Consider the following 22,692-nt stretch of genomic DNA (forward strand, 5'->3'; position numbering starts at 1 on the left):
TTCGGGCGCGCCTAGATCGCCGGGCTTACACTGCTCAACCCAGCTTCGGTCGCTGATTGGCGACTGCCCCGTTGACAATGTGTCAGAAACTAGCCGAGGCGCCTTTCCGGCAGATCGCCAATCTTCACTCGATGGTCCATCCCTCCTGAGGATGCGACATAGCCCACCACGCCGTCCTTCGATTTCACGAATGCCAACGTAGATTGCCCACTGGAAAACGTGATTTGTCCAGTCGCGATCTCAAGCGTTTCGCTTTCTCCGGCATACCAGTGGAGCATGATTGGGCGTTCCATAGTCTCAATCTCCAGCACGTAACTGAAAGTGATATCCTCCACTTGGAAGTGCTGGCCCAAAGCGTCGATTACGTAGAATCCCACCATCGGTGCCACGAATTTACCGTTAAGGGTCCGGCGGATGGCCGGTTTGCGATCCTCCGGAGCCAGTTTATCCAGGATCAGGGATTGAATACCCTCTCCGGTGTAGATTGAGCCGTCAGACGTATAGACTGTGGGTGGGTTCGCGACCCTCAGCCCGTTTTGCACCACGCGAACGCAGGCCTCTATCGCGATGAAGTTGTGGAATTGGCCGACGATAGTGACGGTGCCAATCCACTCGAAGGATTCCGCCTCGGCCAAGTCCATGCATGTCAGGTTCAGTGCCTTTGCCTTGGTGCGAGCGGTGCTTGTAAAGCCGTTTGCAGCAACTACGATTCCGCGGTGGATTCCAGTCTTTTCGCACTTCTTGGCGAAGGCCTCGATCTGGGGAACTCCGACCTTTCGCCCCTGATCTCTGCACTCAATAGAGGTCAGGTTCGGCCCATGATGCGTGCGGCGGATAATCACAACGTCATGTTCGCGAAGCTGCCCGGTGTCCTTGTCGGGCAACCGCAAAGAGGAAGCCACAGTCACGTTGTCTTGATGCGCGAACATTCGCTCTAGGGTGGCGACGAGATTATGGAATCGCTGACCAGGTCGTTCAAGAGAGGCGGTTTCTTTCATGGCGCGGATCCTAGCCCCATGGTGTCAGCTTTGCATCCCGTCTAGGACTTGGGTTGACGCCTGCGACACCTTCGCGCGGCTATACTCAGTCATCGCACTGCCCGCCGCACGAAGCGATTATACCGCGCACTATCATTCGCGTTGGGATGCTGCCCCCCACCTTTCCATTCATCCGACACCAGCCACTCTTCGAAATAGAAGAGCCACGTCGCGGCCCAGGGAACGAACGTATGATCAATCCGCATCGTGCCGGTCCACTCCTGCGTTCCCGGCAGGATCAGGCACAGGCGCAAGGGGTTGTGGTAGACATGCGGCAGCGGTCGACCGCCAGCAAGTTGCAAAAGGTCAGGCTCAATGACGAACACGTCGGGGACCTCGCTGCGATCGAAGCTGATGCGCATCAGATATTCTCGGCTGAGCGGCGTCGGCCTCACATGATATTCCCACCTCAATCCTGTAGCGCGCAGACGCCCGGTCCCAGCACAAACGCGGTTTGCACGCAGGAATATGAACTGCTGCGCCGGTGTCAGATCAGGGCGGCTGCCGGGTCGCACGCCTAGTCTCCGAAAAACGTGTTCGGCCGCACCTGCGTTGCGTTCGCCGGCGTCGACAGCGTCAGCCCAACCGTCGGCGCCACATAGAGTTTGCTGCCGGCCCGTGCTTGAGACACCGCCTGCGTCCTTGAATCCATCACCTTTCCGACAACGGAATCACCCAGGCTCTTGCCGAGGCTCCTTGCAATGAGGTCGATGCCTTCCAGATCCCGCAGCCCCTCAAAGTCGGCCAGCGCCTTCCCGTGCCAGGCATAAAATGCCGTCACCCGTGCCGGCTCGGTATTCCAGCGCTCAGCGAAGTTCTCGCCAATCGTGGTCTCGTTGGCGACAACATAAAGCCGGCGGCCATTCACAAATGGCCGCTCAATGAAGTGCGGCATCATTCGGATGGTTTCGATTACGACATCCAGCTCGGACTCGAACGGGAAGTTCGTGACGCAATATTCGTACGCCTGCGCCGCCAAGGTCGTGATGACAATCGAGATCGGCGCGACTTCTTCTGTCACTTCAAGAAAATGGATGTCGCGGTGACGCTTCAAAAGCTGGACGATACGGCGAAGAATACCTTTGGCGATGCCATGGACGGGGAAAGGCTCGACGCCAGCCGCCCGGTCCTGAGCTGCGAGCGCCTTATTCACGCGCAGCACCGGGCGCAGGCTTGCCCGCCGCTCGAAAAGCGCCTTGTAGCCCTTCGGATTGGTCGGCTTGAATTCACGGAGCTGCTTGTCAGGCACGAGTTCACCGCCGTTCGTGCACGCGGCGTTGAGGATGGTCGGCGAGATATCCAGGTGATATTCGCGAGCGTAGTTGAGGCGCCAGCAGCGCTTCTTTTCCTCGAGCATCGAGGCGTACCGGACATTCTCCTTGAGCCGGTCGCCGACAATGCGCTTGAGCTCGGCTGGCGGGCGATTAGCGGTGAACCGCAATACCTTGCAGATCAGGTCGACATCGAAATCCTCGCGCGCGATCGGGCGGACGGTCGTACCAAGACCCGTCGATCCGTGCGCATACACTTCGATCAGCTGGAGAAGCGGGTTGTCCGATGCTGACAGCCATTCGGCAACAGCCTCATAGCTAGCCCGTGCCGCCTCGAACTGGGTGGCCGTCAATTCGAGCATCTGGCAAATTTCGTCGAGGAGCGAATAAATCTCTGTCTTACGCAGCGGAGAATATGCCGTAGACGACGCGAGGAGCATCTGGTTCATGGCGCGGTACCTTTCAGCTTGAAGATGGGTTCGAAGGATTCTGCCGGCTCCAAGAAAAACACGGGTTCAAGCCGCGAACGTTCCTTGCGTGCCGATGAGGCCCCCAACCCCTTCAGCTGTGTGATCTTCTGGGTATCGTCGAGCTTGAAAAAGCCCTTCGGCACATCCGGGCAGCAGCGAAAAATGGCCTCTCGCTCGTACTGATGCCCGGTAATCAGCTTGGCCATGCCAAGCGCGCCGTGTGACTGCCCGTCCATGAACAGCCGCGTGACGTCGAACGCCAGCCCACTCAAACCTGGAGCTTCGCCGAGCATGTAGACCTCGTTCACGCAGCCGAGGCTCAAGACGCGCAGGCTGTCAGCCGGCCAGCCAAGCAACGTCGTCGCCTCCACCACCGCCAGTGCGATCGGGTTATTCGCCCAAACGCCACCGTCGAGCAGACCGACATCATCAGCTGTTCGATGCCGGCGGTAGTAGGTAGGCGCGGCGGCTGTTGCCATGGCCGCATCAACGGCCTGCCGCTTGAAATCTGTCTTGAGACGCGGGTGGTGCGCTGTCTTATAGATGTAGACGCCACGATGGTCGGCATCCCACGCCGGAACAAGCAACCGCCTCTTGGCAGCACCGATCCGCCGGTCCCCGAGAACGGTGACCAATTCCTTCCGAAGCAGTTCGGCATCGTGCTTCGGTGCGACGGCATGCTTCAGTCGCCGCCACAGACCGCCCGTAAGATTCTCCAGCATGCCGCCGGACTGACCGAAAATATGCGGACCGCGCCGGGCATAGAGGTCGAGCAGCACCCGTGCAGGGATGCCCATCGCAAGTCCTATGGCGAGGATGCCGCCTGTCGACGTGCCGGCGATCAGGTCGAAATATTCGCCGATCGGGTGATCGAGGTCTTCCTCCAGCGCCGCAAGAAACGACGCCGGCTGCGTCCCCATGATTCCACCGCCGTCAATGGAGAGAATCCGACGGATAGGCGGAATTTCGGCGGGAGTGGCAGCCAGCGTCATGCGATCACCCTTCCGGCGGGAACGGGTCGTTCCCGTACGAATTCTTGTCCCGAATCCGCCCGTCCGGGCGATGGATGATAACCTCGCTGCGCTGGTTGATCGCGATGTCGCGCGCCGCGCGTTCTGCATCGGCCTGCGTCTGATGGATCGAGGTCACCTTTTCGTTTCCTGCGCCGCGCACGGCCCAATCGTCGCCGTGCGGAACGACATGCTGGTTTTTACCTGTCATAACCTGCTCCTGATTCTTGACCATTCCCGCGTATCGTCATACAGTTCTTGACGTTCTGTCATAGGCAGGCGCCAAAAAAAGGCCCCTCGGGGGCTGACGATTTAACAAAGGAGACTATACGCTTTCGTCATGATCCAGTCAAGCACGCCCACCAGTTTCGCCGACCGGCTCCGCGAGGTTCGAGACAACCGAAAAATGAGCCAATCCGAACTGGCGCGGGCCGCAGGAATGCAACCCAGTGCCATCGCCCACTTCGAGGCCGGACGACGCAAACCATCTTTCGACAACGTGCGCGCGCTCGCCAAAGCGCTCCATGTATCGGCTGACTACCTGCTCGGTACAACGACGGCAACCACCGCTTTCCGCGACGAACAAAAGCTCAGCTCAAGGGATCGAGACTTTATTCAGAATCTTATCGACACCATGATCAAGGATAAAAAGTAGGGGCGTCTATGGCCGGCTTCCAACTCAGGATGGCTACTCAGCGTGGCGAGAAAATTGCGGAGGAATCCGGATATACGCAGTTTCCGGTCAAGCCCCACGACATCGCCAAGGCAAGAGACATCGCCCTCGTCGCCAAGCCGGCCGATGTCAAAGGTGTCTCGGGCGCAATCATCTTTGCCGGTGGTAACGCCACGATCATCTACTCGACCGAATACGATAACGAGGGGTTCGAAAACTTCTCGATCTGCCATGAGCTCGGGCACTGGTTTTTACCGGGACACCCTGAGGAAATCATGGGTGCCGGCGGCACGCACTTCTCGCGCGCCAACTTCACGCAGAATACGTCAATTGAACTTGAGGCGGATCATTTTGCTAGCGGGCTGCTTTTGCCTTCGAAGCTGACGCGGCGCTTCCTGTCGGACAACCAGATCGGTCTCGACGGCATACTGAAACTCGCTGAAGAAGCCCACTGCTCGGTTACCGCATCCGCAATCCGCGCTGCGGAATGCGGCTCCTATCCCATGGCGGTCATCGTCAGCAAAGGCGACCAAATCGCCTATGCCTTCACATCCGATACGTTCAAGAATCTCGGCAAGCTTGCCTTCTTGCGCAAGGGTTCACCGCTGCCGATAAGCGCGACACGACGCTTCAATTCTGATCCCAGGAACGTCCTGCGCGCCGAGCGACTGGTCGACGAAACCGACCTCGCCACCTGGTTCGATGGGTCCGGCAGAATTGTCCTTGACGAAGAGATCATCGGTCTTGGCAGCTATGGCTACACGCTGACGGTGTTGACCGGCGAGCATCTTCCAGAAGATCCGCTTGAAGAAGAAGACGAGGAAGCCGAGCTGGAAAAAAGCTGGACGCCCCGTTTCGCCTACAACCGCTGAAGTGCGATTTCTACTGATGGGCGCGCGGCGGACCGATTAACGGGCCGCGCCTCATTGAATGTGCACCTCCGAGTAGCCCTTCTGCGATTTGCTGTCGTTTGTGAAAAACGCGAACTTGACGGAAAAAAGGGCGCACACCTTCTGCAGTATGTCCTGCAGAGGTTTGCGCTTCATGTGCTTGAGATTCTCGCGAAACAAAAGATGGTACATTGAGGACCATACGACCGCAGAATCGGTGAAGCGTATATTTTCGGTTGGACCCACAAGCGAATAGCAGCCGCTGCCCGGCATGATCTCGTCAGCGAGGTCCTTGTGGACCATCGAGCAGGCCGAGAGAAACAGGCGACGGTTGTTTAAATGAGGCTTCAGCAGTTCGGCAAGCTCGTCAAAATCGATCTCCTCGCCGTTGGTCGTACTCATGCCCTCGGCTTCGCCATGCGCGGAAATATGAAGGTAGCGGCAGTCCGAATTGCCAAACTCGGTGACCGCCTGTTCGAAATCATGTCTCGTTCTGACGTAGCGATAGGTAGGATGCTTTCCGTGGAGCCCCAGTATCCCGGATAGGTAGCTGCCCTCAAACCGGCCGTTGCCTTCGTCCTCGGGCTGGAGACTTTCGATGATGAAGACTTCTGGAAGGTGTCGCATGTCTGCTGCCTAAAGGAGCTGCACCGCATTCTGATTGAGCAGCACTCTAAATTTAGTGCGCGAAGATGCGAAGCCTGGCGTTCGCGCGGCTGCACACTGTCGTCAGGCTGTCGATATACATGATCAGCTGCCGGGTTCGGTTGGAGAGCGTACTCGCGAGTGCGAGCTTGCGGGCACGCTCTACATCCAGCAATCGCCCGGCGACCAGCCAGACCTCTTTGTTAATCCGCCGATCGCGAAGCGCCGAGCGGACTGTGGGTGCAATCTTATCCTCCGCGATGCCGTCTGCATTTTTGAAGATGCGAATATTGCCGCCTTTCGGCACCGGAATAGCCGTACTGTTCGCGGTATAGCCGCGTTGCCAGCGATCCTCCTCGATCTGCGGTGACGAGGTGATAAAGAAGCCAAGCGAGGCGGCTACCTGTCGACCAACCTCCTGGATCGCAGTGACAGAGGCTTTATTATCGCTTCCATCTTTGCCCAAGGCTTTGGCGTGAAGAAGCACTACCTTAGTCTTGGAAACAAGGATGAAATCGGCAAGCTCTTGTCCATCATCATCGAGCAGGATGAGCGGAAATTCGCGAAGCGCGTCAGCGTAAGCGTCAGGTCCAGGCCCAGCCAGGCCGATATAGCGGCTGGTAAGCCCGAATATGGATTCCTTTTCCCATTTCGCGGTGTCGCCCACCGCCCATGCTACCTCCCCTTTTTCGACAAAGGTCTTTTCAAGGGCGGGGATCGCCTCTGCGACATCAAGCGCTGGTACCCGATTGTCGATCACCAGATCGCGGGCTTTTACCCAGTTACCATGCATGTAGACCTTATCGGCCTCGGCGGTAAGAATGCGGAAGGCCTGGTCGGTGTTGATCCGCTCGGTGAGAGTCATCACGGTGCCCGATGCCGAAAGCCCTTGGCCGAATTCGGCATTTAGGGCGTCGCTGGCGAGCATGTAGCGATCGGACTTGCTGTTATAACTGATCGCGCAATCGAGTTTGCGGCCATCGATCATGGTCACTTGGAACTTGCCGTCGACGATGTCGGCACACAGGTCGAGCACGGCGGGTGTCCTCGGCGCTGACGGTTGTCCTTCCTTGTCGGCGATGAAAACGCCGAAATCGTCGAGTGGCTGAAGATCGAGCAGGATGTTCGTCGGCTCCTTGGCCTTATCCGGATCCGGAATGGCAAGCTGGGCAAATCGCTCGAAAACCCGATTGCTAGCGGTGGCAGTGGTGAGTTCGCTGTCGATGGCGGTCGCCCAGCGCACATAATCGTCGATGCTAACCCGCCGGGCGCTAGCATCGGTGAGCTTGGAGCGGCTGAGACCCAGATAGCGCGCGGTGTTGTTGACGTAGCCGGCGACATTGGTCGGTAGCAGAACGGCATCTAGTAAGTCGGTGAAGGTGTCTTCAAACGACGCTGTACTGGTCGTCATCGTTCGGATCGCGCGATCGGCCATTTCCAAGGACGCGGTCGCGAGCTTGGTGATCCGGACCTTTTGTGCCGTGCTGCTCGGACCGAACAGCCGGACCAGCTCTCCCCGGTCCAGCCGCGCAACGCCGATCTTACGGGCATCAAACGGCACGCCATCTGTGTCGAAGACGAACAGGCGATTATTCACCCGCACCAAGAGGGTCAATCCGAACTGCCATTCGGTAACGAAATGGCGGCTCAGATAAGGGCTTTCATCAACCGTGAAGAAGGTCCATCCCCAGACATTCTCGGGCAGACGCGCGATCGGGCGCACAACGAACCGATTGCGCGCGAGGATGCCTTCATAGGCTTCCGTTTCGACGAGCTTGTCGTGAAAACCGGCGCCAATTGAAAAGATAGCGGCGCGGCGCGGTACGAGGAGATCGTCGCGATCAAGCGATCCCAAAACCGGCAGTCGTTCGCGGAAACGCCCGTCGACATATTGCTGTTCGGGCATCTGCGGGACGATCTTCTCGGGCAGGTAGGCCTCACCCGGGATGATGCTGGCGAGGCTGGTTTCGCCAGCGGCTTCGAAGGCGAGATATTGGTCCCAGCTTGTCTTGAGCCGCGAAAGCTGATCCGAGTTGCGCGCGATTACCGTCGCGGTCTGTATCTCTCGGCGCTTAGCGTCGGTCGAGCGAAGCACGCGGCCGATTTGCTGGACGAGCTGTCGGTCATTGGTGAAATCATCGAGAAGGGCTACCGCCACGAAGGTTGCATCGTCGATGCCTTCGAGCAATTTTGTCTGGTGCAGCCAGAAGGTCGCACCGCCGGATGCGGCCTGAGCCTGCTTGACGGTCACGAAGCGTCCCGGATGAGCCTGGCGATTCTCGTCCTTGCGCACCTGATCGTGGATCAGCACGGCGTTGGACTGTTCGTCTCCAGCCAGCAGAGGCTGGAGCGCTGCGAGCGCGCTCCAGGATGCGGCCCGTACAATGATCTTGGATCCGGCGGGCTTTTCAGCGAGCAGCGATGGCATGATCGCAAGCAGCTGCTCGGCGAAAGTCCTGATCGCGGTCTTGTCCGCTGCGGTCAAGTCCTGGTCTGTATCGTAGAGGGCGGAATCGATTGCTGGCAAACTGCCATCGCGGGTTGCGAGATCGACAAATTGTACCTCGCGCACGATCCTAGCCTCGGCGGCCTTCGGAAAGGGGAAATTGTAGGCGTAGGCGCCCCGCACCGAAAAGAGCTTATAATCGTTGCGGAACGGCGTAGCACTCAACAGAAGTGTGGGACGCGAAAGCGAGCGTACACTTCGGCTCCAAGATGCTGCGGGCTCATAGTGCCCTTCGTCGACGACGACGAGATCGAAAGTTGTAAGCAGGGCGAGAATTTGGTCGAGCCGGAGGAGCTCGGACGACTGTTTCGTCTCCAGCGGGCCGATAGTCGCCTTTCGCGCAAGCCGATCCCGATCGATCCGTATCTTGTCGAGAGCCTGTAGGGTGCCGATCAGGATGACACGCTCACGTGTCTCGGCCTCGCGGCAGATCCGCTGGGTGTGGCCAGCATTGGGAAGGAGGATCCGGATCAATGCCGGATCGACGCCCGGTCCGGTCCAATCATCACCTGCTGCGTCGGCAACGCCCATATTGGCCCAAAAGCGCCGGCGGATATCACCATACATTTGCTGAACTAGGCCTTCACGCGGCGTCAGCACGAGCGCGCGGCGGAGATTGGGAAGACAGCGGGTCAGTACAGCGATGACGCCAGACTTGCCGCTACCCGTCGGCATCTTGATGAGCCCCGCTTCGGCGCGTCCATCCGGCTGACTTAGCCGGGCGTACGCTGCGCCAAATGCTATAGCCTGCTTCTGATTACCCCACAGGGAGAGGCCGGTCGGGCTTCCCGTCCAAACCGGCAGTGCCTCGAGCGCTGTGATATCGCTTCCGTAGCCTGCCTGGTCGAAACCGGCGCTAGGCGGGATTTCGAACGTCGTGTGCATGTCATGATAGGCAAGCTTAAGAAGCATCCAGTTTCCCCGTCTTGGCGACCTCGGAGATAGAGATGCAGACTACAGGGATTTGTCTACTCGTTTTCGCGGAATTGCTGCTAAAGCGCCTCGATTATCTTACCCGGTTGCTCACCGAGAAGTACGGCATTCGGCAATGCAGTGATCATGCACCTAATCCACTTCGATCCATATGAGCACGCCTTCTGGGTTGTGGCGAACGGCTTGATGTACGACCTCACGGCGCATTAGTTTCCGGGTCAGCGTCCCATTCATCGACGAGGAGCGGCACTGGCCTCTCTCCGCTGGACTGAAAACTGCCATTCCCCGAAATTGACGGCATGGCCGCTTGGGGTGGGACGGCGACGGGCGGCTTTCTCGGACCGGTCTGCAAGACACACCTGCGTTGATGTTGTCATGTGGCGTATTGGCTGCCGCAAGTTGTGGTGAACCCATGCACGCCATGTAACTGGGAATATGGCGCCGAGATTGCTAGAGTATCTCTGCTTGCCGAACCGGAACGGGCTCCAAAAACCGCTTCAATTCCTCATGTTGGTCAGCAAGGAACGGGGCGTCCTTGACGCGGTCATGCAGGGTCAAATCACAGGCCGAGGGCTCGCGCCCTCCGTCACGGGCTTCGCATCCCAAAGATAGGTTAACGGCTCATTGGGGAAATTCAGGCAAGATTTGTCAGAGTGGGGGCAAATGTTGTGATAAAAAACCATCTATGGTTCGGTGATAATCTGACCGTTTTGCGGGAGCAGATTCAATCTGAGAGTGTCGATCTTGTTTACCTGGATCCGCCATTCAATTCCAATGCGACATACAACATCCTCTATAAAACACCCGTTGGGGGGGACGCGCAGGTCAAAGCTTTCGAGGATACGTGGAGTTGGGAGGACGGAGCCTCGAAGGCGCTCGATGATTTGAGCCGCGAGGACATAACCACTTTCAACATGCTTCGCGCCCTCCAATCGTTTCTGGGCCGAAGTGATATGATGGCCTATCTTGCAATGATGGCGGTTCGGTTAGTCGAACTGCGACGCGTTTTGAAGTCCGGAGGCTCGATTTACCTCCACTGCGACCCCACCGCCTGCCACTATCTCAAAATCTTGATGGACGCCGTCTTCAAAGGCGAGGGCTTCATCAATCACATCTCGTGGAAGCGATCACATGCGCACAGTGACGGTCGCCAAGGTGCCAAGCATTTCGGACGCAACTCCGACACGCTGTTATTCTATTCTCGTTCTTCTGATCGTGTCTTTAACGTCCAATACACGCCATATTCGGAGGAGTACAAAGATCGAGACTACCGTCGCGTCGAGGAAGATGGGCGACGGTATCGGTTGGACAATATCCAAGGTCCCGGCGGAGCAGAAAAAGGCAACCCCTCGTATGAGTTGATGGGAGTGACCCGCTATTGGCGTTACTCCAAGGCAAAGATGGCCGCCCTCGTTGATGAAGGCCGGATCGTTCAGACGAGACCTGGTGCAGTTCCTCAGATCAAGCGGTACCTGGATGAGATGCCGGGCGTCCCGTTGCAGGAAATTTGGACGGACATACCGATTATCAGCAATCGATCAAAGGAAGCTCTTGGATATCCGACCCAGAAGCCGCTCGCTCTGCTTGAACGAATAATAGCCGCCTCCACCAACCAGGGAGACGTGATCTTGGATCCGTTTTGCGGCTGCGGTACGGCGATTCATGCAGCCGAGAAACTTAACCGCATCTGGATAGGGATCGATATAACCTACCTCGCGATTCAAGTGATCGAAGATCGATTCAAAACCTGGTTGCCTGCAGCATCCTACAAGCTGAATGGTATTCCTGCGGATGAGATGTCGGCGAGGAAACTCGCTGCTCACGACCCGTATACATTTCAGCAATGGGCCGTTGGAAAAGTGGGTGGTCAATCGCGAGGAAAAGGGGCGGACGGAGGCATCGACGGCGAGATTGTGTTCCAGACGGGTACCCAAACCTACGGCCGAGGTTTGGTCTCCGTAAAGGCTGGCCGTCACGTTGGGCCCGAAATGATCCGATCGCTCTGTGCCGTCGTTCAACGCGAGCAAGCAGATATCGGAATTTTCGTTTGCATGGACGAACCGACACGGGACATGAAGTCAGAAGCCCATGGCTTTGGACGCATTACGCTTCCTGGGGGTGATCGCCCGAGGGTTCAGATCGTAACGGCTGCCGACTTAATCAGCGGGCCGAACCTCGGAATCTTAACTGCACTCAACATCGTCGCGGCGGCACAGGCAGCGCGTTCAGTCGCTCGTAAGCAGCCCCAGCGACGGCCCTCTGCCGACGAGCTCCGTCGGCAGCCAGAGTTGCCTCCGATGCCGATCTCCGGAGGTAAAATCTCCAGAGGCCAGCCCTCTTTGCCTCTAGAAGATCCCCTTCTTTCGCATCCTCAGCCGGGACAAGGGCGCCGGCGGAAGCGCAACTGACACCCGGCTTAGCACAAAGTGTCTCGCACGCTACCGGAAGCTGCTGGGAGCGCATGATGAGCGGTGCGGCGGCAAATGAAACGCATGGCGCCGGTATGCTGACGGACGCCATGTGAACAAGGAAATCCGCTCCGGCGGATGAGAACCGATGCAGACCGGGAACGACGGAACGCAAATTATCCTGCCTGCGCCGCGCCGATCGACCGACAGCCGGACCGCGCTCGATTGCCTGTGACGACGCGCTGTCAGACCGATGGAAAAGTGCGCCACCACGGTTCGAGCGCTGCACTCGTGCAGCCAAAACACCCCGTCACAGAGCGCGGAAGTTTGCACGGCGCATCGGAACTCGACGCCCAAAAGCGGAATCGTAGCAAGGAGAATGGATTCATATATTATCGTATCCGAGAGGAGTAACGACGATTGGCACAAAGTATCTCGAAACACGACCGATTAAGATGGCAAGAGAAAAGGGCGCACATTGTGCTGGGGTCGGTTGGTTGTTTTTGCTAGGATTTTTTGCACCCTCGGCACTTTACCGCAGTGTGCGCTCCAATGCTAAACAATTGTATTTGCCAGCTCCGCCGAAGGCTGGATGCGCCCGAACCGCGAGTAATCTAGGGTAGACATCGGGCAGGAGGATATTATGCGTCGAACTTTAGAGGACGAATTCAATATCATCGAATACGTGCTGGGATCCGGCTTGGAGACTCGCGGTGTCGATGCGTTTTGCCTCGCGTGGATCAAATACGAGCGGCAACAACGGAAGATCTGCTCTTTTCTGGTATTCCAAGCCTCGGCGATCGGACCGGATCAGGCCTCGTCTGTGCGCCAAGCGCTAGCCAACAACAAGGGCATAGCCCACACAGGCTTTCGCGGTGGGATACAGCGGCTGACCGGGCTTCGCTTCAAGGACGAGTTCGGCGATCGCTATGGGCCACTCAACACCGCGCTCGATCACGCTTGGAAAGCCCGCGATAAGATTTTCCACGGCCAGCAAACCGGGCAAGGCTATTCGAGAGAGCAGCTACTCGCAAAGGTCGATAGCATCCGCGAGTGGTGCGGGCTACTCGCAGCGCTCGGGGCTGCCAAATTCGGCTATGATGGCTTTTCTGCCACAAATTCAATGTTCAAGGCAAAGAACGAGGAGCTGACGGCCGCCGTCGACAAGGCACTGGGGAAGCTCGGCTGGGATGGTTTCATTAACCAGCTTTAGTCGTGCACAGGATGAAGACGTTATGGTAGGGAGCAGCCTTTCCACGCTGCGATAATGATGCGTTCACGTAGCGCATTCGGGAAGTCCCTCGATGAGCAGATGTCCTACGTCGGGACGGTGAATGCTGGAAGCCTCCGGAAGTTTCCAAGGTAACAATTGGACAATCCCACGCTCGGCAATCTGAGGGTGGAGAATGTCCGTCTTCAGAACATCGTTTTTGCGGTGAACGGCCAGGTTAAGGCGGTTTGCGGCCCGCCGGAGACAGTGGACGGTTCGTCCAGATCGCCGCTGCAGCCTTTGGCATAGCCTGTCGCCGACCGCGACCGCCAGTCAGCCTTCAATCGCAAGTGGAGTCCTGGCAGTGGAATGTAAGCGCGCTTTGAAATAGCTTCCGTCACGATTTTCCGGAATTGCACTATCATCTCCCTTGGCTATCGACGCCAGCGAAGAGATGTACTGCTCCTCCTTTTCTCCCACGCCCCTAACCCTCCAGATGAATGAGCTGTTGCGGAACAACGCGAAGAGGTTGTTCATCTCGCGGCGTCTGGCAAAGCTCTTCCAGAGTGCCCGGTGGCACCTGTCGAAAAGCGAGGGTATCCGTTGGATGAACAGGTACTGGTAGGCCGCGATGAGCCGGGAATGGTCTGCATTCGAAAGCGCTTCGCCGCGCTCAAGGACTTGCTCGGCCAAACTGACCGCGGCCCTCGCCAGGTTGTATATGTCGTCCGAATCCTCTTTTGGGCTCAGCACCTCATTCAAATACCTGTCCGCAACCCCCTTGTCGTCGCTCTCGCTTGCCAACTGAAGTGCCAGATTGTTCGCGACGATATGCGATTTTTTCTTGCGCGCCTCCAGCTGCAGCCTCACGAGTTTGGTCGTGCGCTCCGGGCTTGCGGGCTCGCTCTGGATGATGATCGATCTCGCCTGCAGCTTGTAAGAGTTGTCCTTAGTGGCCTTGAGAAGCTTCTCGGCGTATTCCTTAGCCTTCGGATCTCCGCCGTGAGCCAATGCCAGCGAAAGCCAGAGGGATTCGCGATCTGATCTATCAAACTTTGAGGGGTCCAGCTCTTCCAATACATGGATCGCTCTGGACCGCTCTCCAGTCAGCCGCAGCGCCTGGCCATAGTTGAGCCGAACGCGAGCGACCATATCGTCGGCGACATCGGCCGGTGCCGTGTGCAAGAACGACGAGGAGAATTCGGAAGCACCGTAGTAGTGTGATCCTGAGTTGAGAGCGTCGGCAAAGGCTGCGCTCAGGTGCATCAGCGCGATAACCTCCTCCATGTCGCTGGCCCGCAACGCCGTTTTTAGTAGGCGCAGTAGAATAGCCGAAGCATTCGCGATCTCATGGTGCGAACACTTCGGACTGGAATACTTTCGGTCAGGGGGCCAACTGGTGGATCCGGCTCGCCAATTTGAGCCAAAATACAATTCCGCCGCGCGCCTGTTGTGCTGATTGAGAAGCTCTTCGGACATCTGCCCACGCACGACGTCGCGCACCGTGCGGGGAACGGTCAATATCCTGCGGATTTCAGCCTGGCTCTGCTGCTCCAGTCCCGGAAGAGTAGAAGTGACTATAAGCGCGCGATGGCGAAGCTCGGTTGCATTGGTGGGATAGAATCCGTTGACCCCGTTGAAACGTTTAATGTGCTCGAATTGAGCTCCATGAGGAAATGTTGCCAGCGCTTGCAACATCTGCAGAGCGCGCTGCAGCATTGGCTGAGTGGCGGCGCCCAGGTCCTCGATCGCTCGCCGGAGACCCTGGGAACCGCTTGAAGGTTCGTTCTCGCCAGTCTCCTGATGGCTCGCGACCAGCTCGGACAAAGTTACGACCTGTAGTGCCTTTAGCGCTTGGTCGACCTGATCAGGAACGCCCCCGGTGATGAGCAGCAATTTGGCAACCGCATCCTGAGCCGCCAGCTCGATGCCGCCTTCTGGACTATTGGCGATGTAGGCTTTGAGATCGGGCTCGTCTAGGGCTCCGATCTTGACCTTCCCGAACTGGCTATTCGCCGGATCAGAACTGGTGCGCAACAGGATTGCTATGCCGGGGCAATAGTCCAGGATAGCTTGGGAAAGGGCCTCTAGCTCTGCCTCTCTAGGTATCGTGCCCTGCACTCGTTCTCCCAGGACCAAATCGTCCAGGAGCAGGACGGCCGCGTCGCCAGTCGCAAGCTCGTCCGATATCTGCTGGATCTTGAAGCCTAGCCTGGCCTCGATTTCCTGGGCAAGATCGCTGCCGGCGGACATTTCGCTCAAGTCGAACCGGAACACAGGCCAGTCCGACATCTCATGCATTTGCAGGACGGAAGACACAAACTCGTCCGAACCCAGCCCCCAATCGGCAATGATCCACAATGCGCGCTTTGTCAGCGCGTTGGCAGCAATGTCTTGCTCCTCCTTCCTGACGAAGGCGTGGGGCCCGGGTGGCAGAAGGTGATGCCTGAATCTTGAAAGGAGGTTTGTCTTTTGTGTCCACGCCGTCGCGACGAATGCTTCCTCTCTTTCTGCCTGCGCGACAGGCGAGACGGGACCCACCACCCCAGCGGCTGCGGACTTGATCACTTGCTTGTCAGGCAGTTGCGTCACCGTGCTCTCATTATCGGGCAAGATGAACTCGAAATTGGGAGTGACCCGACTCTGGCCTGATCTCGTGGCTTGGTACGTCCGGGGCCAGATCCTGAGCTGCCGACCCTTCTCGTTTATGACAAGCGCGCCAGCACTATAGCCGTGGATGCGTTGGGTCCTGCCGTCGCCGAAATGTTCCAGGCCAAAAAGGGACGGGGACTGAAATATGGCTACCGGGGACGAGCCCATCTGCGACAGGCTGCTTGAGAGAGGCTCGTGCATGTGACCGAATAAATGGAGATCGAAACGGCCAGGCGGAGCGATCTCCTTCTTCCATGTGTCCAAGCTGCCTGGCGTCAACCACTCTGCCGGTTGATGGGTGACCAGAAGATTGAAGTCGTTTGCGCGGCACCAGCCTTCCGCATCCGGCAGTAACACTGAAAGCTGCTGATGGTCCACGTGCAGATCGCCGGCCTTGTTCTCCTTGCTCAGTTGAAGCCATGTGGAGTTTAGACCGATCAGGCCAAGCTGCCTGTCGTCCTTGGCGAACCTGACGACCTGATCGCCAGGCAGGAAGCCATGGGCCGCATCAACGACGGATATCCCGACCGCGCCAAGCGCTTCGTACCAGGCCTGGTAGTTAGCAAAGGCGCTCCGAATGGTTTCTCGATAGGGACCAGTAGGGTTGTTTAAGAAATCATCGCGGACATTGTGCTTCTTCGACCAGTCCTGCAGCAACATCGCGGACATATCGCTGGCGCTTGGGCGAACGAGGTCATGATTCCCTGGAACCGCCATGAACTTGGGCGAGCAATCCAAGTCCGTCAACTTTCCGTAGAGTTCCACAAGCGCAGCCGTTGCGCCCTTAAATTCTTCGGCGTCGCCCTTCTGCACTATGTCACCGGAGAAGATCAGGAGATCCCACGGCCCCGACTGACGATGCAACAGAGGAAGGTCATCGTAGAAATGATGCTTGAGGTTGGCCCAGAGCGGTGCTTGGCCTTTCATGCCGAAATGAAGATCTGACAAATGGAGCCAGCGGAAACTTACGTCAGACATCAATCAGCTATTCAGGTTTTCTCGTGATCCGACTCATCGGCCTAAGACAACAGTCTGTCATTAAGCTTCACGCTCCGAAAGTGTCCCGGCAAATAAGTGAGGGATTTGGCCAACGTTCATCCAATGGGGCAATAGGAGGAGCTGATTAACCACCCCTCGCCGGATTGGCAGCTTTTGTCGATCATCAGAGCGGGACGAGGCGCAAAACCGCCGCTCGCTCGCTACGGCGCTGTTTACGGCGCGCTCGCGAGCGCGCTACCCTCGCGCTACTAGGAATCAATCGTCCCGAAAAGGCTCGCCGGAGCCGCGGAAATGTGCAGGGCTATTGACGGCTAAAACACCCAACGCCCTCTCAATGTTCGTCTTTTGTGCTTCGAAAGTCGCATAAATGGCAGAGTGGTATGCCGTCCAGAATTATTTGTCGTTGGTGAGACTCCAAGACCAGAATTATCTGTCGTCGGCCTGACTGCTAAGTGGCTCATATTCCCACCCTTTCGCCAGAAGAGGTTACCAATGCCCGTCGGTCAACGGGTTACCAATGTGCCCCGACGACAATTAATTCCGAACTGGCGCTAAGGGGCTGGCTTCATTAAGCTTATTGCGGCCCTGATTGGTAACCTGAGGCCACCCAACACGCCGATTGGTAACCCACAGGAACAGGTTTGGTAACCCTTGTCGAATGAGTCGCGCTCGCACTTCTCGGCGTATTCGTCTCAGTTCTAAACCCCGCTTCATTCCGGACGACGACAGATAATTCTGGACGGCACAGTGGTGTGACGTCCGGAATTAATTGGCCTTTCACGGGGTTTACCAGTCCATAATTATGGGTCGCTTGTGGGTGGCCTATGTGATTGAAAACAGGAGTGTTTCTGGCTGAAAGTAGGAGTTTCCAATGCAAAGATGGAGTTTACCAATGGCCTCAATGACAGTTAATTCTGGATTGGCATTAAGTTATTGGATTTGCGTAGAATATAGCCGCCCTTATTGGTAAACCCGCTCACGGTCAACAACGGATTGGTCAACCTAGGACGACAGGATTGGTAAACCGAAGCAGCCCTTTCGACCAAGTCCAGCCGTGCGCCTCTAGGCGCGCCTTTTGCAGGCTGCGTGGCGATGCCAGGTGCGATTGTCACGACAGATATAACTCCAGCTGTTACTCGGTGGTTGCATGCGGGCGACCGGCAGCCGCAAGGCCGCCGGCGTAGACCCACGGTTTGCCATGGTGCGCACAATGCCGCGCACGACCTCCGAAGCCCGGCTTAATTCCGGACAACGACAGATAATTCCGGACGTCACACTGGAATTCACGCGATCGTTCACACAAGCCTTCTGCGCTCGTCAGGCGCGAGCTTCGACTGCATGACTACAAATAAGTCTGTGGATATTTGTGTTGTGACGGGCGGGCGTCGTATCGCTCCAGTGAAGGACGAGTATCGATAAGCAGCTTGGCGATCGCTTCGGAAAACATCGTCTCAAAGGCCGTGCTTGAGGCGCAAGGCTCGGTGCTGACGAACAAGTATGCCGAGGGCTATCCGGGCCGGCGCTACTACGGCGGCTGCCAGTATGTCGACGAGGTCGAAGACCTGGCACGCGATCGCGCCAAGGCGCTGTTCAACTGTTCTTATGCCAACGTCCAGCCCAATTCCGGCAGCCAGGCGAACCAGTCGGTGTTCATGGCACTGATGCAGCCGGGCGACACGTTTATGGGGCTCAATCTCGCCGCCGGCGGGCACCTGACCCATGGCTCTCCGGTCAACCAATCCGGCAAATGGTTCAATGTCGTCTCCTACGGCGTGAGGCCGCAGGACCAGCGGATCGACTATGACGAGGTCCGCGACCTTGCTCTCAAGAACCGCCCGAAAGTCATACTTGCCGGCGGCTCGGCCTATCCCCGCATCATCGACTTCCAGGTGTTTCGCGGCATCTGCGACGAGGTCGGCGCCAAGCTGTTCGTCGACATGGCGCATTTTGCCGGTCTCGTCGCAGGTGGCGTCCATCCCAATCCGCTCCAGCATGCGCATGTCGTGACCACCACCACGCACAAGACGCTGCGGGGGCCGCGCGGCGGCATGGTGCTGTCCAACGACGAGGAGATCGGTAAGAAGATCAACTCATCGGTGTTCCCCGGCCTGCAGGGCGGACCGCTGATGCATGTCATCGCCGCCAAGGCGGTTTCATTCGCCGAGGCGCTGACGCCTGCGTTCAAGAGCTATGCGGCAAACGTCGTCGCCAACGCCAAGACGCTGGCGGCAACCATCGCGGCGAGCGGCGTCGACATCGTCTCGGGTGGAACCGACACGCATCTGGTGCTTGTTGACCTGCGCCGCAAGCAGCTTACCGGAAAGGCCGTGGAGGCAGCGCTTGGTCGTGCCCACATCACCTGCAACAAGAACGGCATTCCCTTCGATCCACAAAGCCCCGCTATCACGTCAGGCGTCAGGCTCGGAACGCCCGCCTGCACGACACGCGGCTTTCTTGCCGAGGATTTCCGCCTGGTGGGGCAGCTGACGATGAAGGTCATCGACGAGCTGTTGGCCAATGGAGAAGATGGCAACGCTGCCGTCGAGCGCGAAGTTCGCGAGGAGGTCGGGGCGCTGGTGCGCAGATTCCCGATATACGACTGATTTGGGTCGCGTAGGAGCCGCAAGTGATTGCGTGGGCATGTAGTATGGTGAGCCTCGACGTGCCGGGATTGATGATACGACCATGGCTGAAGTGAACAGATTCAGAGTTATGACCGCGGAACGGAATCCGCTGGTCCTGGCTGCGCTTGGCGACATGATCAAAAGGGACGACCGTTTCGAACTCGTCATGGGCGTTCAGACCGGCGAGGCGTTCCTGGAGGCGGTATCTGCCGCCACACCCGCTTTCGATGTCGCTGTCATCGGCTGGAAACTGTCCGATATGAATGGCGGCGAGGTCCTGGCCGAGTTGCGGAAGCGTCAGCTCAATCCGCGCATCGTGATCTTTTCAAACGAGCACGACATTGCGATCCTGAAACAATGCGTGCGCCTCGGTGCGCAAGGCTTCTGCTACCAGTGCGAGGATCCCTGCATCCTGTTCGACACCCTGCTCGTCGTCGCGCATGGCCGCATCTGCATCCCCTACATCGACGTCTCGAAAATAAATGATACGCCGCTTTCGAAGCTTACCGCGCGGGAGCGAGAATTGCTTGCAGTCTTGGCCGATGGCTGGACCAACCTGCAGATTGCCACTCGCACCGGCATTTCCGAAAACACCGTCAAGTATCATCTGAAGAACCTCTACGACAAACTTGACGTGCGCAACCGCGCCATGGCCGTGGCGCTTCATGCCAGCGAGAAGAACCGCGGTGCGCAGGTGAATTCCCCATAGGCTGCTCGAGACGCCCTCCGCTCCGCTGCTTTGTTTTGCCAGATGCGCTCGCGCATGGGGCAGAAAACCTCTCACCTTGCGACAACTGGCGTTGATCTGGAAATTGCAGCGGATGCCGCTGCCATTGCGATGGGTCGGCTGTAGCCGGAATCCATCTGGGGCCACGCCATTGATGCGTTGCCCAGAACGCAATCCGGATTGCAGCAAATCTGCACAAATATCGGTTTGACCATCGCCATGGCCGGCGCCGGCGACGCTTGCACGCAAGCCTGGTCCGCCAGGTAGGTCCAGCCTATCCGTTCGATCTTTTTCGGCCTCCCTAAGCGGGTTTTTTTTCAATGCTGGGCGGTGACATTTTCTATCCGGGCAGGTGTTTTTCTGGCCGAGGAAAGAAAACATCATCCTCATAGGAAAGCAGGCGGTGCCTGAACAGGCTTTTTGCCAAGCCGAGTTGAGGAGAAGCAGTCATGGCCGGATACAATCAACTTTTCGTCCCAGGACCGACCAATGTTCCGGAATCGGTCCGGCAGGCAATGAACGTGTCCATGGAGGACATGCGTTCACCGACCTTCCCTTCATTCACCCTGCCGTTGTTCGAGGACATGAAGAAAGTCTTCAAGAACGAGACCGGCCGTGTCTTCATCTTCCCCGCGTCGGGAACCGGCGGCTGGGAATCGGCGATAACCAATGTGCTCAGCCCGGGCGACAAGGTGCTGATGTCGCGCTTCGGCCAGTTCTCGCATCTGTGGATCGACATGGCCGAACGCTTCGGCATGGACGTTGACGCCATCGACTGCGAATGGGGAACTGGCGTTCCCGTCGAGATATACTCGGAGCGGCTGCAGGCCGACAAGGCGCACCAGATCAAGGCGGTGTTCTGCACGCATAACGAGACCGCGACCGGCGTTACCAGCGACGTCGCCGCTGTCCGTGCGGCGCTCGACGCTGCCGGCCACCCCGCTATGCTGTTCGTCGACGGCGTGTCGTCGATTGGCTCGATCGATTTCCGTCAGGAAGAGTGGGGCGTCGACTGCGCCGTCAGCGGCTCGCAAAAGGGTTTCATGCTGCCCGCCGGACTAGGCTTCCTGTCAGTCAGCCAGAAGGCGCTTGCGGCAGCCAAGGCCGCAAAGCACCATCGCTGCTATTTCTCCTTCGACGACATGATCAAGGCCAACGACACCGGTTACTTCCCTTACACACCGGCAACCCAGTTGCTGCGCGGCCTGCGCGCCTCGCTCGACCTGATCGCCGAGGAAGGGCTCGAAAACATCTTTGCGCGCCATCACCGGCTTGCCGGCGGCGTGCGCAAGGCGATCGATGCCTGGGGGCTCCGCCTCTGCGCGAAGGAGCAGAAGTGGCAATCAGACACGGTCAGCGCTGTCCTGGTCCCTGACGGCATCGACAGCGCCGCGGTCGTTCGGCGGGCTCACCAGGCCTACAATACCTCACTTGGCGTCGGCCTCAGCAAGGTCGCCGGAAAGGTCTTCCGCATCGGCCATCTCGGCTGGCTGAACGACGTGATGGTGTGCGGGGCACTCTCAGCTGCCGAGATGGCGTTGCTCGACTGCGGCGTGAAGCTCGATGCCGGCTCAGGTGTCGGCGCGGCGATCGAGCATTTCCGTCTTTCGGAGAAAACCACGCTCGCCAAGGCGGCATGACCGGTCATCGGGAGAAAAAGACCATGAGTCACACCATCAACCATCTTCGCAAGCTGCGCCTGCAGCGCAGCGAACTCGCGGTTCCGGGATCGAGCCCCGAGATGATCGACAAGGCGGCCAACGGCGCCGCTGACTTCGTCTTCCTCGATATCGAGGACGCCGTCGCTCCACCCGACAAGGAGCGCGCGCGCAAAAACATCATCCAGGCGCTGAACGACATCGACTGGCGCGCCAAGGGCAAGACCGTTTCGGTGCGCATCAACGGCCTCGACACGCATTATATGTATCGCGACGTGGTCGACGTGATGGAACAGGCTGGCGACCGGCTGGATACGATCCTGGTGCCGAAAGTCGGCGTCCCGGCCGATCTGTACATGGTCGAGGCCATGGTCAATCAGATCGAGATGGCCAAAGGCTATCGGACGCGTGTCGGTCTTGAGGCATTGATCGAGACGGCGCTCGGCATGGCCAATGTGGAGGCGATCGCAGCCTTCCCGGGAAGGCTGGAGGCCATGCATTTCGGGGTTGCCGACTATGCAGCCAGCTGCAAGGCACGCACTGTCAACATCGGCGGCCTCAACCCGGATTATCCCGGCGACCAGTGGCACGCGGCCTTGTCGCGCATGACGGTTGCCTGCCGGGCCTATGGCCTGCGCGCCATCGACGGTCCGTTCGGTGATTTCTCCGATCCCCACGGCTATATGGCGGCCGCCCAGCGCGGTGCAGCCCTGGGCATCGAAGGCAAGTGGGCGATCCATCCCTCACAGATCGAACTTGCCAACACGGTGTTCTCGCCGCCCGAGAAAGAAGTCGCACGCGCCCGCCGGATCATCGAGGTGCTCAAGGAAGCCGAAGAGCAGGGCAAGGGCGCCGCTGCGCTGGACGGCAAGATGATCGACGCCGCATCGGAACGGATGGCGCGCAACGTCCTGGTGACGCACGAGGCCATCGAGCGGTCGGCGCAGCCGCGCCCTGTCGCACACGTCTGAAGAGGAGC

16 protein-coding genes are annotated in these 22,692 nt (G+C 58.2%); 8 read left to right on the forward strand and 8 right to left on the reverse strand.

Going from position 1 to position 22,692, the window contains the following annotated elements; translation table 11 throughout:
* Positions 1-89: 89 nt before the first annotated feature.
* The 5 genes from EJ079_RS09135 to EJ079_RS09155 all read right to left on the reverse strand — a co-directional run bounded on the left by EJ079_RS09135 (position 90) and on the right by EJ079_RS09155 (position 3,999).
* Complete coding sequence (locus EJ079_RS09135) at positions 90-998, reverse strand: restriction endonuclease (protein ID WP_127808829.1); 909 nt, start codon at positions 996-998, stop codon at positions 90-92.
* Between the two features lie 89 nt (positions 999-1,087).
* Positions 1,088-1,399 (reverse strand): hypothetical protein, encoded by a 312-nt coding sequence (locus tag EJ079_RS09140; protein ID WP_245481837.1) that lies wholly within the window; start codon positions 1,397-1,399, stop codon positions 1,088-1,090.
* Positions 1,400-1,554: 155 nt separating this feature from the next.
* Entirely contained in the window at positions 1,555-2,757 is a 1,203-nt protein-coding gene (locus EJ079_RS09145) for a nucleotidyltransferase (RefSeq protein ID WP_127808831.1), read from the reverse strand.
* A complete protein-coding gene (locus EJ079_RS09150; RefSeq protein WP_127808832.1) occupies positions 2,754-3,770 on the reverse strand; it encodes a CBASS cGAMP-activated phospholipase in 1,017 nt (338 codons plus the stop codon). The genes EJ079_RS09145 and EJ079_RS09150 overlap by 4 nt, the downstream gene beginning before the upstream one ends.
* Before the next feature lie 4 nt (positions 3,771-3,774).
* Positions 3,775-3,999 (reverse strand): DUF2188 domain-containing protein, encoded by a 225-nt coding sequence (locus EJ079_RS09155; protein ID WP_127811306.1) that lies wholly within the window; start codon positions 3,997-3,999, stop codon positions 3,775-3,777.
* Between the two features lie 129 nt (positions 4,000-4,128).
* Here EJ079_RS09155 and EJ079_RS09160 point away from each other — a divergent pair, with 129 nt between their 5' ends.
* Positions 4,129-4,443, forward strand: coding sequence for a helix-turn-helix transcriptional regulator (locus EJ079_RS09160; RefSeq protein ID WP_127808833.1), 315 nt, complete (start codon positions 4,129-4,131; stop codon positions 4,441-4,443).
* Between the two features lie 8 nt (positions 4,444-4,451).
* Entirely contained in the window at positions 4,452-5,333 is an 882-nt protein-coding gene (locus EJ079_RS09165; protein ID WP_127808834.1) for an ImmA/IrrE family metallo-endopeptidase, read from the forward strand.
* A 51-nt stretch (positions 5,334-5,384) separates the two neighbouring features.
* Here EJ079_RS09165 and EJ079_RS09170 read toward each other — a convergent pair whose 3' ends face one another.
* Both EJ079_RS09170 and EJ079_RS09175 read right to left on the reverse strand, forming a co-directional pair.
* Positions 5,385-5,978: a caspase family protein gene (locus EJ079_RS09170; protein WP_127808835.1), complete on the reverse strand. Its 594-nt coding sequence runs from the start codon at positions 5,976-5,978 to the stop codon at positions 5,385-5,387.
* Between the two features lie 52 nt (positions 5,979-6,030).
* Positions 6,031-9,414: a DEAD/DEAH box helicase family protein gene (locus EJ079_RS09175; RefSeq protein WP_127808836.1), complete on the reverse strand. Its 3,384-nt coding sequence runs from the start codon at positions 9,412-9,414 to the stop codon at positions 6,031-6,033.
* Between the two features lie 689 nt (positions 9,415-10,103).
* Between EJ079_RS09175 and EJ079_RS09180 the strand changes: the two genes are divergently transcribed.
* Complete coding sequence (locus EJ079_RS09180) at positions 10,104-11,843, forward strand: DNA methyltransferase (RefSeq protein WP_245481838.1); 1,740 nt, start codon at positions 10,104-10,106, stop codon at positions 11,841-11,843.
* Between the two features lie 643 nt (positions 11,844-12,486).
* Positions 12,487-13,056: a hypothetical protein gene (locus tag EJ079_RS09185; protein WP_127808838.1), complete on the forward strand. Its 570-nt coding sequence runs from the start codon at positions 12,487-12,489 to the stop codon at positions 13,054-13,056.
* Positions 13,057-13,386: 330 nt separating this feature from the next.
* Here the strand turns inward: EJ079_RS09185 and EJ079_RS09190 are convergent, their stop codons facing one another.
* The gene (locus tag EJ079_RS09190) at positions 13,387-16,683 is read right to left on the reverse strand and encodes a metallophosphoesterase (RefSeq protein ID WP_127808839.1); all 3,297 of its coding nucleotides are present in this window, start codon (positions 16,681-16,683) and stop codon (positions 13,387-13,389) included.
* Between the two features lie 1,445 nt (positions 16,684-18,128).
* On the opposite strand from EJ079_RS09190, the gene glyA reads away from it, so the two are divergent.
* From glyA to EJ079_RS09210, 4 genes are all read left to right on the forward strand, one after another.
* Positions 18,129-19,307 carry a serine hydroxymethyltransferase gene (gene glyA, locus EJ079_RS09195; protein WP_281040149.1) on the forward strand — a complete coding sequence of 393 codons (1,179 nt, stop codon included), beginning with the start codon at positions 18,129-18,131 and terminating at the stop codon, positions 19,305-19,307.
* A 109-nt stretch (positions 19,308-19,416) separates the two neighbouring features.
* Positions 19,417-20,037: a response regulator transcription factor gene (locus EJ079_RS09200; protein ID WP_245481839.1), complete on the forward strand. Its 621-nt coding sequence runs from the start codon at positions 19,417-19,419 to the stop codon at positions 20,035-20,037.
* Between the two features lie 467 nt (positions 20,038-20,504).
* Positions 20,505-21,695: an aminotransferase class V-fold PLP-dependent enzyme gene (locus EJ079_RS09205; RefSeq protein WP_127808842.1), complete on the forward strand. Its 1,191-nt coding sequence runs from the start codon at positions 20,505-20,507 to the stop codon at positions 21,693-21,695.
* A 23-nt stretch (positions 21,696-21,718) separates the two neighbouring features.
* Entirely contained in the window at positions 21,719-22,684 is a 966-nt protein-coding gene (locus EJ079_RS09210; RefSeq protein ID WP_127808843.1) for a CoA ester lyase, read from the forward strand.
* Positions 22,685-22,692: the final 8 nt, after the last annotated feature.

Origin of the sequence: Mesorhizobium sp. M7A.F.Ce.TU.012.03.2.1 (assembly GCF_004006095.1) — a bacterium.
GTDB lineage: Bacteria > Pseudomonadota > Alphaproteobacteria > Rhizobiales > Rhizobiaceae > Mesorhizobium.

What these genes read in the sequence shown, in the direction of transcription:
- EJ079_RS09185 (WP_127808838.1), top strand. Translation starts at nt 12,487, where the DNA reads ATGCGTCGAACTTTAGAGGACGAATTCAATATCATCGAATACGTGCTG.
- EJ079_RS09205 (WP_127808842.1), top strand. Translation starts at nt 20,505, where the DNA reads ATGGCCGGATACAATCAACTTTTCGTCCCAGGACCGACCAATGTTCCG.
- EJ079_RS09160 (WP_127808833.1), top strand. Translation starts at nt 4,129, where the DNA reads ATGATCCAGTCAAGCACGCCCACCAGTTTCGCCGACCGGCTCCGCGAG.
- EJ079_RS09155 (WP_127811306.1), bottom strand. Translation starts at nt 3,999, where the DNA reads ATGACAGGTAAAAACCAGCATGTCGTTCCGCACGGCGACGATTGGGCC.
- EJ079_RS09135 (WP_127808829.1), bottom strand. Translation starts at nt 998, where the DNA reads ATGAAAGAAACCGCCTCTCTTGAACGACCTGGTCAGCGATTCCATAAT.
- EJ079_RS09150 (WP_127808832.1), bottom strand. Translation starts at nt 3,770, where the DNA reads ATGACGCTGGCTGCCACTCCCGCCGAAATTCCGCCTATCCGTCGGATT.
- EJ079_RS09190 (WP_127808839.1), bottom strand. Translation starts at nt 16,683, where the DNA reads ATGTCTGACGTAAGTTTCCGCTGGCTCCATTTGTCAGATCTTCATTTC.
- EJ079_RS09140 (WP_245481837.1), bottom strand. Translation starts at nt 1,399, where the DNA reads ATGCGCATCAGCTTCGATCGCAGCGAGGTCCCCGACGTGTTCGTCATT.
- EJ079_RS09175 (WP_127808836.1), bottom strand. Translation starts at nt 9,414, where the DNA reads ATGCTTCTTAAGCTTGCCTATCATGACATGCACACGACGTTCGAAATC.
- EJ079_RS09170 (WP_127808835.1), bottom strand. Translation starts at nt 5,978, where the DNA reads ATGCGACACCTTCCAGAAGTCTTCATCATCGAAAGTCTCCAGCCCGAG.
- EJ079_RS09200 (WP_245481839.1), top strand. Translation starts at nt 19,417, where the DNA reads ATGACCGCGGAACGGAATCCGCTGGTCCTGGCTGCGCTTGGCGACATG.
- EJ079_RS09210 (WP_127808843.1), top strand. Translation starts at nt 21,719, where the DNA reads ATGAGTCACACCATCAACCATCTTCGCAAGCTGCGCCTGCAGCGCAGC.
- EJ079_RS09165 (WP_127808834.1), top strand. Translation starts at nt 4,452, where the DNA reads ATGGCCGGCTTCCAACTCAGGATGGCTACTCAGCGTGGCGAGAAAATT.
- EJ079_RS09145 (WP_127808831.1), bottom strand. Translation starts at nt 2,757, where the DNA reads ATGAACCAGATGCTCCTCGCGTCGTCTACGGCATATTCTCCGCTGCGT.